7 protein-coding genes and 1 tRNA gene are annotated in these 10,199 nt (G+C 61.3%); 4 read left to right on the top strand and 4 right to left on the bottom strand.

Annotated features, from left to right (window positions below; all coding sequences use genetic code 11):
- Window positions 1-409: 409 nt before the first annotated feature.
- Window positions 410-1,420, top strand: coding sequence for a serine/threonine protein kinase (locus tag ACIPHM_RS12505; RefSeq protein WP_400328222.1), 1,011 nt, complete (start codon window positions 410-412; stop codon window positions 1,418-1,420).
- Between the two features lie 78 nt (window positions 1,421-1,498).
- On the opposite strand, the gene ACIPHM_RS12500 is transcribed toward ACIPHM_RS12505, so the two are convergent.
- Window positions 1,499-1,957: a metal-dependent hydrolase gene (locus ACIPHM_RS12500; protein ID WP_400328220.1), complete on the bottom strand. Its 459-nt coding sequence runs from the start codon at window positions 1,955-1,957 to the stop codon at window positions 1,499-1,501.
- Between the two features lie 323 nt (window positions 1,958-2,280).
- Here ACIPHM_RS12500 and ACIPHM_RS12495 point away from each other — a divergent pair, with 323 nt between their 5' ends.
- The 3 genes from ACIPHM_RS12495 to ACIPHM_RS12485 all read left to right on the top strand — a co-directional run bounded on the left by ACIPHM_RS12495 (window position 2,281) and on the right by ACIPHM_RS12485 (window position 4,252).
- On the top strand, window positions 2,281-3,009 hold the full coding sequence (locus ACIPHM_RS12495; protein ID WP_400328219.1) for a transporter: 729 nt from the start codon (window positions 2,281-2,283) through the stop codon (window positions 3,007-3,009).
- A gap of 233 nt (window positions 3,010-3,242) precedes the next feature.
- Window positions 3,243-3,319: transfer RNA gene (locus tag ACIPHM_RS12490), tRNA-Met, on the top strand.
- 312 nt (window positions 3,320-3,631) lie between these two features.
- A complete protein-coding gene (locus ACIPHM_RS12485; RefSeq protein WP_400328218.1) occupies window positions 3,632-4,252 on the top strand; it encodes an isochorismatase family cysteine hydrolase in 621 nt (206 codons plus the stop codon).
- Between the two features lie 188 nt (window positions 4,253-4,440).
- Here ACIPHM_RS12485 and ACIPHM_RS12480 read toward each other — a convergent pair whose 3' ends face one another.
- From ACIPHM_RS12480 to ACIPHM_RS12470, 3 genes are all read right to left on the bottom strand, one after another.
- Window positions 4,441-5,115: a hypothetical protein gene (locus tag ACIPHM_RS12480; RefSeq protein WP_400328216.1), complete on the bottom strand. Its 675-nt coding sequence runs from the start codon at window positions 5,113-5,115 to the stop codon at window positions 4,441-4,443.
- Window positions 5,116-5,134: 19 nt separating this feature from the next.
- Window positions 5,135-5,998: a HEAT repeat domain-containing protein gene (locus tag ACIPHM_RS12475; RefSeq protein WP_400328215.1), complete on the bottom strand. Its 864-nt coding sequence runs from the start codon at window positions 5,996-5,998 to the stop codon at window positions 5,135-5,137.
- A gap of 355 nt (window positions 5,999-6,353) precedes the next feature.
- Entirely contained in the window at window positions 6,354-9,524 is a 3,171-nt protein-coding gene (locus tag ACIPHM_RS12470; RefSeq protein ID WP_400328213.1) for an autotransporter domain-containing protein, read from the bottom strand.
- Window positions 9,525-10,199 lie beyond the last annotated feature (675 nt).

The raw sequence follows: 10,199 nt of genomic DNA, 5'->3' as shown, positions 1-10,199 counted from the left end.
CGCATCTGACTTCGCTTCGTCGCACACTTACCGCGCCGTCGCTTCGTTTTCTGCGTCGCTGCATCAGCAGCAGAGAAGTGAGATTATGTCGCAGCTTCTCGTCGTCGTCAACAGTTTTTTTCGCTTTTTTCGTTCGCCGCCTTAGCGACTCACCTGCTCGAAAACCACTAACCACCGGGCTTTCCAGCCCGTCGCCCCAACTCCGTCGCCGCTTGCGCTGCGTCGCTGTCGTTGCGAGAGACGAGATATTAGTCACCTTCTCCGAACTGCGCAAGTACTTTGTGAAACTATTTTGAAGATGGTGCATTTTCCTACGGTGCCGACCACTTCCGTCACGTCCCTTCCCTATATATAGAAGAAGTTCGATGTCGCCCACGCCAGCGCCACCGCCTTTGGCACAATAGTGCGCATGAACACCGATCTCCCCCAAGACACTCCCGGGCACGCCCATCCCTTCGCCGCCCTGCTGCCCGACACCGTCATCAGCGCCATCGAGCAGCTAGGCAGTTACAGCGACGGGCGGCTGCTCGCGCTCAACAGCTACGAGAACCGCGTCTATCAGATAGGGATGGAAGACGGACCGCCGCTGATCGCAAAGTTCTACCGCCCGCAGCGCTGGACCGACGAAGCCATTCTGGAAGAGCACGCTTTTACGCAATCCCTCGCCCAAAGCGAGATCCCGGTCGTTGCCCCGCTGGAGATTCAAGGCAAGACCCTGCATCACTTCGACGGCTTCCGCTTCGCCCTCTTCCCCCGGCGCGGCGGCCGCGCGCCCGAGCTTCAGGATCCCGACACGCTCAACTGGCTCGGCCGCTTCCTCGGACGCATCCACGCACAAGGCGCCACCCAGCCGTTCCGCCACCGCCTCACGCTGGACATCGACACCTACGGCCGCGCCCCCGTCGACTATCTATGGGCGAGCGACTTCATCCCGTCCGACTTGCGCGACGCCTGGCGCAGCATCGTCGATCTGTCCCTTGCCGGGATCGCCCGCGCTTACGAGCGCGCGGGAGACGTCAAGCGATTGCGCGTGCATGGTGACTGCCATAGCGGCAACGTCTTATGGACCGACGCCGGCCCGCACTTCGTCGATTTCGACGACACCTGCATGGCCCCGGCGATGCAGGATCTATGGATGCTGCTCTCCGGCACGCGCCAGGAGATGACCCTCCAACTCGACGAAGTCCTTTCCGGCTACGAAGATTTCGCCGATTTCAACCCACGCGAACTGCATCTGACAGAAGCGCTACGAACGCTGCGGCTACTTCACTACAGCGCCTGGCTCGCGCGCCGTTGGGACGACCCCGCGTTCCCCGCCGCTTTCCCGTGGTTCAACACACAGCGTTATTGGCAGGACCGCATTCTCGAACTCCGCGAGCAAGTGGCGCTGATGGATGAACCCGCGCTCACCTGGCGCTAACCGTCAAACCGAATCGGCAGACCGGATAGCCGGACATCCGGTGAAACCGAGATCCATTGAATCCCCCAGCGCTCGCCCTCACCACCACCGCCACATGGCGAATGCGAGCGCCGCAGCCACGCACCATTCTGCGGTCGATCCCGTCGTGACATACAGCGGCGACCGGAATCGCGTGCGAAGCGGCCAGCAAAGTGGCACACCGGACGGCGTGAGCCAATCGGCGATCAGATGCGACAGATACCCCGCACACAACGCGAGCATCCAGGGCGGCACATACCCCCATCCATAAATACACGAGACGATCGCGAGCACCGGTAGCAATAACGAGTGCGTCATACCGCGATGCCCGAACAATCCGGAGATCACGAGCGACAGCGGCGCAACGCGCCGTCCCAGCATACTTTTCGGATGATCGATATCGGGCAGCAGCGCACCAACGAGCGTAAGCGGCCACGCGTGGACGCTGGCCGCCCACCCCGTGCGATGCATCAGCCACGTGGCGCCGATACCGAATATGAGATGACTTCTGGCTTGCATGAGAGACGAGTGCCAATGTGCGAAAGCGTGCGGGAACCGGCGAAAGCGCATGAGAGCACCACGCCCATCCGCACGCAAAGGGGGCCGAAGTCTACCACCGCGCATCGACCACGGCGCAGGCACAGGAGTCGCGCGTCACCACATCGAAAGCAAAAGCGCAACGCCGCCCCGCCATCGTCAACAAATACGACACGCTCGACGCAATTTCTCTGCGATTCGATTGACGGTGTCACATACCGACTTTACGATCCGCCCGACTGAATGCAGACATTCGCGCCAAGACGAACCCAGGTCGAAAGAACACGGCCCCGCAGGAGTTTTCGATGAAGAAGTTTCTGATGCTCGCCGCAACGCTCGCACCGCTTGCCTCACACGCCACGAACCCGCTCGTGACGGACGACACCGGCACGCAGGACACCGGCAACTGGCAGCTCGAGCTCAATAGCGAATGGGTGACGCAGCCGACCTCGCGCCAGCAGCAATGGAACAACACGTTGACGTATGGCGTGCTGACGAACCTCGACGTCGCCATCCAGGCCCCATACCAGCGCACGCGCCCCGATGGCGACGGCTGGACCAGCGGCTTCACCGATCTTCAATTGCAGGCCAAATGGCGCTTTCTCGAAGGCGAGCAATGGAGCCTCGGCCTCAAGCCGTTCATCTCGCTCCCCACCGCCAGCCAGGACCGCGGCCTGGGTAACGGACGTGCCACGACCGGTGCCAATCTGCTAATGCAGTACAACCTCGATCGCTGGACGTTTCTCGCGAACCTCGGCTATACGTGGAACAACAACGCCATCGGTAACCGGCAAAGTCTGTGGAATGCATCGACGGCCGTACTGTTCAGCGTGACGGAAGAATGGCGCCTGGCGGCCGACATCGGCCTCGCGACGAACCCCGACCGCACGACGCAGACGAAGCCCGGCTACGCATTGGTCGGTGCGATCTATAGTCCGACGAAGGATCTCGATCTGGACGTCGGCTACAAGCGCGGCCTGAATCCCGCGTCGATCTCTCATTCGGTGCAGGCGGGCGTTACGATCCGTTGGTGAGCGCCGCCCGAATCCACACTTCCCCACGAGACGAATCACAATACGGACGACGATCGAACGCGCAGTGCAACGCCCGCCACCGCTGGGATAGCCGGCATTCGCAACGCGTCAACGTGCGCGCAAGATGCTTAAAAAATGCACACGCCGCGCATGGAATTTAGGTACTCGTTAAATTAAGTGTCATAAATGCTTGACACAATGCACAGAATGCCCGTATTATTCTTCTTCTCAGACGCGGGGTGGAGCAGTCTGGCAGCTCGTCGGGCTCATAACCCGAAGGTCACAGGTTCAAATCCTGTCCCCGCAACCAAATTCGAAAGCCCGTCGATCGCAAGATCGACGGGCTTTTGTCATTCTGGCGTCGCCGGTGGTATGGCCAAGGGCTGACGTAATCGACGTCCCACTACGTTCCGCCGTTCATCGAGAAGCCCAGGCGCTGACATCACGCGATTCACGTCGCTAGTCGCTATCGCGTAGCACGCCGGCATCAGCCGTCGCATTCTCGATAGCCTCCGCCGCGCGATACGCCCATCGAAAATACATCGCGCCTCCCGCCTTCGCAGACGAGCGCCTCGCCACGCCCATGATAGAGTCGCGCCATCGCGCTCTATCGAGAAGCCCTATGTCGTCTCCCATTGAACGTAGATCCGTCGATTCGGCAGCACATCCCGACGCGCTCACCGACGCGATCATCCCGTCGAAAACCGCACTGATCGTGATGCATTACCAGACCGACATCCTTGGGTTGTTTCCATCGGTCGCGCCCACGCTGCTGGCCAAGACCCGAGCGCTGTGCGATGCGGCGCGTGCCACGGGGATCGCCGTCTACTTCGTAAAGTTTCACTTCAGCCCCGGCTATCCGGAAGTCAGCCCGATGAATCGGAACGGGCAAGGCGTGAAACGGTTGGGATTGTTCGTCAACGACAGCATTTCTCCCGAACTCGGGCAGCAGGCAGATGAGCCGCTCATCGTCGCGCATCGCGCCAGCGCGTTCTTCGACACCGACTTGCAGGCACGACTGTCCGCACGGGGCGTCGATACGCTGATCATGGCAGGTATCGCGTCGACTGGCGTGATGCTGTCATCGGTCGCCTATGCGAGCGACGCCGACTACCGTCTTTTCACCGTCAAGGACTGCTGCTACGACCCGGATCAGATCGTGCACGACCATTTATTCTCAACGGCATTCGACTCACGAACGACGGTGCTGTCGCTCGCCGACGCATTGCAGTTACTCGCATAGCGTGAGCAGCGACGCGCTAACCGAATAACCGGCGACCTCATCGGGACCGAGAAGACAATGACGTCCAGAATTGCTTGATTTCGTAGATGTCGCCCACGTTGTATCTGAGAAGGCATCCGCGGCACATCCCCCCTTTCAGTTGGCGGGCCAGATGCACGGGTAACACATCCTTGCTGGCGCGAAAGAGATCAAGACGATCCCAATTGACTGGATTGATTTTCATACGTGTCTCCTGATTTGAAAGAACACTGCCCATCGCGTCCCTCGATAAGGGACGCGATTTCCCGAAATACTTCCATCTCCATGCCCCCGATCTCCGAGCAGACGGGCGTGAAGCGCTCGTCGAAGCACCAGGCTCGCGAATCTTCAGACCGGTTTCTCGGGTGAATGAGCAAGCTGAGGGACGACGACAATCGCTCGGGCGGAAATTGCTGGTGAATATCGAGAAAGGGGCGCATATGGAAATAACTCCCCTCCCCCAGCTTCACCTCGTCTTCCCGCCCCAAATGCGGGGCGCAACCCTGCGCGATCGGTGACGGATCGAGGATTTCTGTTTTGATCGTCCGATAGCCGTCGCCGCTATATCCGACCGCATGCAGTTCGAAATCGTGGGAATGACGCAGGCCGTAGATGAAATTGCCAGCTTCGGCGTGACTCGAAATTTCGCCCCAAACGATCAGACGGACGGTGATGTCGTCGTCCCTGTACAAATCGAACGCATACTCGTTGTGAAGGGCCGCATCAAAACTGAATCCGCTTCGTTCTATTTCACCTTTCAGATGCGTGCTCAGCAGCGATTTATTTCGAGAAAGCGCTACCAGCCACGTCTCAATGGATGATTCGTCGCTCAGGTCAGTCGCCATGATTTTCGATAGGAACTCGTCAAGATCCATCGCCCGCCCCGATGCAATCGCGAACTGCGGCGAACAACTTTTCGTCTCCCCTCGACTTCAACAGCGGAATAAAGCTTTCGGCATCCTTCGGGGCCAACCGATACAGCTGCCTGAACGCCTCAAAGCAAACGGCCGGATGGTAGTGATAAATCAACTCCCGGCAAATCTCTTGCGCTCCCGGATCGTTGATGGACGCCAATGCCTCCAGCGCAACCAGACACTTCGTCACGCGCTCGTCGCCCGGAAACCACGCCACATTCTCTCCGGAGCGGCGATCGAAAACCTTGATGTCGCTTGGGTCACCACTCAAATGCACACCGCCCACCAGGCCAACGCGGTCTTCCGGCCCCCACGTATGGCAGTACGCCTCATGGTCGTGGTCAACACTGACGGGGACACCACAGGCAATCGTCAGACGTCTTTCATTGACGAGAACGTTGTCGTCGATATCGAACTTTGCAATGGAGGGAGAATCATCTCCCGTTGCAAACAAGACGGTCTTTCCAAACGGCGCGTACACCAGTTCATCATCCGTTTCCGGGTGCAATCTGGAAACACTGATGGAACCGTATTCATTGGAATAGAGATTCAGGGTCTGACTGTGAAGATGCACCCGCGCGAGTACCCGGGCGCCACGGGCTGCACCGTTCAGGCTGAATATTTCATGACGAACGTCATGCCACAGGGATTTCACCAACGCCCGCGTGTCGACTTGTTTTACGCGCGATAGTAGCGCCTGCGCACCCAGGTTCGGCGACAGGAGATACTCGGCATCTTTCGAGACTTGCATCAGAGCGCTCTCCTTAAAAAAATAAGAGACGTCTTGCTTGCCGATCTGATCGATTTTCTGCACGCTTCAGTGCTGCGCTTTCCCAGGCACACTGGATTGACTAACGCGCCGCTACGCACGATTGAATCTGATGGACGATGCGCTTCGGGCACCGCGATTTTGGCTGTGCGATTGAAGTCAACGCATTGCGGTAGTCTACTCGCGGCCACTGTCGCGAGGCATGGGACGTACCCCAAAATCAGCCCCCATCCCGACGAGGCTCGGCCGACGCGCCAGGACTTCAGACCGGCAGGCACGCCATCACCTCACGGACCGCCGCCAGCACCGGCCCCCCCTGCGCAAACGCCATCGAGCTCACGCCGAGCCGAAGCGCGGGCGATGCATCGCGGCCGCACCGTCTCGCGCTACCGTCCTCGGCTCAGAACGGTGCGGCAAACGTCAGTCTCACGCCCTGCTGCAACCCGCCCATGCCGGTCGTCACGCTGTAATCCAGCCCGAAGACGAGCACGCCCGTGCGCAGCTTCGTCCCTGCGCCGACTTGCACGCGATCGCTGCCGTAGGGACTGCCGGGAACGAAGTATGCCGGGCCGCCCGAAGCCAGGTCCGCGTAGGCCAGCCCGGCCAGACTCTGTGCGTTGAAGTCGTGCTGCAACTCCACGCGGATGTAGGGCGAGAACGTGCCGATGCGCGTCGCCTTGGCGAAGCCCGCGCGCACGCCCAGCGTCCCCGACAGCGTGTTGACGTTCTGCTTGAAATATGTGAGCGCGTTCAGCCCCGCGCCCGACTCGCTGTACTGATCGAGCGTGGAGCGCGACGCCGTCAGACGTCCATACGGCGAGAACAGCCAGTCGTCGCTGCGGTATTCGTAACCGGCCGAGAGCGAGGCGAAGAACTGCTGGCCGCGGCGCGTGCCACTCGCGAAGTCGCTCGCATCGACGACCCAGCGCCGCGAGTCGAAGCTCAGCGTGCCAAAGCCCGCGACGGCGTCGACGAAGAGCGTCGGGATCGGCCGGAAGCTCGCGTACAACGCGCCGCTGTAGCTGTCCCCCGTGCTACGCGTGCCGGAACTGCCGACATCGGTCGAGTCGTGGCCGTAGCCCACGCCTGCGCCCAGCGAGAACTGATCCGAGAAGCGATAGTCCGCACCCATCGTCACGCCGCCCGTCGTGAACGTGAAGCCCGCGCGCTGGGCTGCCGTATTGGCGAAACCGAAGTCCACCGAGCCAGCCGTCCAGTAGGCGAAGCGCTTGTCGTCCCCCGCTCCGGCGCCCGGCAAGTCGGGACCGTCCACGCCCCCCGTGCCCCCCGCGGTCTTATCGCGGACATCGAGGCGCTTGGCGTTGCTCAGCGCAGTCGGGCTGACTTCGCCGCGAAGGCAAGCGTCGCGATCCGTGATACCGACGACGTCCTGACAACGTGACAGATCGCGGCGGTTACCGCGATCGGCGGACGGAAGCACCACGTTCAAACCGTTGCTCGACGGGGCACGTCCGGTGCCATGCAACGCCTCGAGACGCTGGTTGTAGTTGCTGACCTGCGTGGTGGCGAAGCGGCGTGCGGCCTCGACCTGCGCCCCGATAAGGCCGGTCACATCCGGGTCGGTCGTCGGGTCTTTGCGCGGCGCCACGGTGACTCTCGCCGTGCCCGGCGCCGACGTCGCAGAGGCATTGGACAGCGTGTAAGCAATCACAGCGGCGCCCGCGAACGCCGCCGCCGGCACGAAGCGCAAAGTGTATGTGTTGCCCGGTGCGGCGGCCGCCCGCACGAATCGCGAGCCCCCCGCTGCGGCTGCGGACGCAGGGGTACTGACGAGCGTAACCGTACCGGCATTGGCAGGCGACACCGACACGACATTCGCCCCCGTGAACGGTCCGCCCGTCGCACCGGCGGTGATATCGAAGTCCGCCGTGCCGTTTGCCGCCACGGACATCTCCAGCGGCGCAGCCGTCACGGGCACCGCGCTCACCGTCACCGTCACCCTGATCGGCGCGGACGTTCCGACCGCATTGGTGAGCGTGTAGGTGAAGGTCACGTCACCGCTCGTGGTCGGCGTCGGTGTGTAGATGATGTTCTCGCCCTGCACGACAGCGGTGCCGCTCGTCGGCGGGCTGGAGAGTGCCACGCTCGTGAATGGCCCGCCCACCGCATTGGCCGTGGCCCGAATCGTGACGGGGGCATTCGACATCGTCTGCGTTTGCACTGGGGGCGCCGAGGCAACCTGGTTTGCGATATTGAACGAAAAGGACTGCGAAATACTGATCGATGTTCCCGGCCCGGAGCTGTCAAACGCGGTGATCGTGAAATTGCTCATGCCCATCGCCGTGGGCGTGCCGCTCAACACGCCGGACGATGCATCGAGCGAGAGTCCGTTCGGCAGCGCGCCGCTCGTCACGGCGTAACGGTAGGGCGCCATACCGCCCGACGCCACTATCGTCTGACTGTAGTGCTGACCGGCCACCGGCGCGGGGAGCATTGTCGGCGAGATCGTCATCGGTGCGGCATTCACCGTAAGCGACATCAACTTGTCCAGGGTATACGGCGCCCCCACTCCCGTTGAGCTGTCCGTCATCCTCACTGTCACGGAGAACGCCCCCGCCTGCGTCGGCCTGCCGCTGATCGTGCTGCCGACGAGGCTCAGCCCACTCGGCAAGCCCGACGCCGAGAAAGTGTAAGGCGCCACGCCACCACTCCCGGAAAGGCTCTGCGAATACGCCACATCCAGCGACGCGTCAGCCAACGTTGCGGGCGTGAGCGACAATATCGGCACGGTGACCTGAATGGACAACCCTACGGTTGCCGAAGACTGAGAAGCGTCCGTAGCCTTCAACGTGAAGGAAAAGACACCCACCCGCGTCGCAGTGCCGGCGATGGTCCCCGTCGCGCTGTTCAGGGTCAGCCCCGTTGGCAAACTGCCCGACGAGATCGAGTAGGTGTAGGGTGCGCTGCCGCCCGTTGCCACGACCGTCTGGCGGTATGCGGCACCAGAGGCTGTATATGTCTGTGTCAACGGGCTCAACGTAATCGTTGGCGCCGCTACGGTGACGGTAATTGTCGCGGGCGCCGACGTACCGGCCGCATTCGTCATGATGTACGTAAACGAATCGCTCCCCGAATACCCGGTCGCGGGCGCATAAGTCAGCGTCGAACGGCTGGCGACCGTCGCGGTGCCGTGCGACGGTGCCGAGGCCACCGCGACGCTAGTCAAATCGGGCACGTTATTCAACGCGGCGAGGTCGATCGGCACAGCCGCACTGTCAAACGCGACCGTGATCGCACTCGACACGCCTGTCGGTGGGCTCAAATACGTAAATTGGCTATTCCCACTGGGCAGGCTCGTACCGCCGGGCGACATCACGGTAATGTTCACCGCACCGGCGCCACCCGGCGAAACGGCCGTGATCTGCGTGTCGCTGACGACCGTCATGCTGGTGGCGCTTAGCCCGCCGAATTGGACGGTTGTCGCCCCAGTGAAGTGAGTGCCCGTGATAGTCACCGCGGTGCCGCCGGCCGTGGGGCCGCTTGCCGGCAAGACCGACGTGACCGTCGGTACTCCCTGCGCCAGCGCCGACGAGGCGAAGCAAAACCACATCAGCAACGCGATCAGGACACGTAGCGTGTGAAGCCAAATGGCAGGCTGTCGGGCACGATTACCGGACACCCGGCGTGAAGGGAGGGTACAGGGCGACATGGCGAGTTGATACGGAAACAGGCGCAAACCCGCAGGGGAGCGTCGCGCGTGGGGGCATGAAGGCACACCATCGACTGTGCGATTCAGCACATACCGTGTCGGCATGTCACGGTATTGCGAAGCCGTCGATGAATCGGAAAAGGCTAGGAGATATCGACGCCGGACCGGCGCGACAAAGCATCGGGGGGATGGATGAATACGCGGCCACGCGGCCGCATCGCCGATGTCATCTCACTGCGTGAAAATCGTCTCTTCATATTCACCCCCGAATCCCTTCGCCGTCGGCCGGCGGGGCATCCATTGTTCTTTTTTCCCGTCACATCGATATCGGCGGACAAGCGCTTCACTCGCTTGCTTCACGCATCAGTCACTATCTACGAATACTTTTTAGTACTGAACGATGTCGTGTGAATGCGTTGCGAAGGGTAAAAGAACCGAGAAAGAGGCGTCAAGCGATGTTCGTCTCATTCCCAGGGTGCAGCGTGAATCCAAGGGTTTTCACTGACCTTTATTGCGGTTTTTTGGCACGTGCTCATCGTTTAAAACACGCGCTTTTATCCCGAAACCTCCCCTGCC

This window comes from Pandoraea sp. NPDC087047, assembly GCF_044745225.1.
Lineage (GTDB): Bacteria > Pseudomonadota > Gammaproteobacteria > Burkholderiales > Burkholderiaceae > Pandoraea.
The sequence above is the reverse complement of the archived record's forward strand: the minus strand, read 5'-3'. Positions and strand labels throughout refer to the sequence as shown.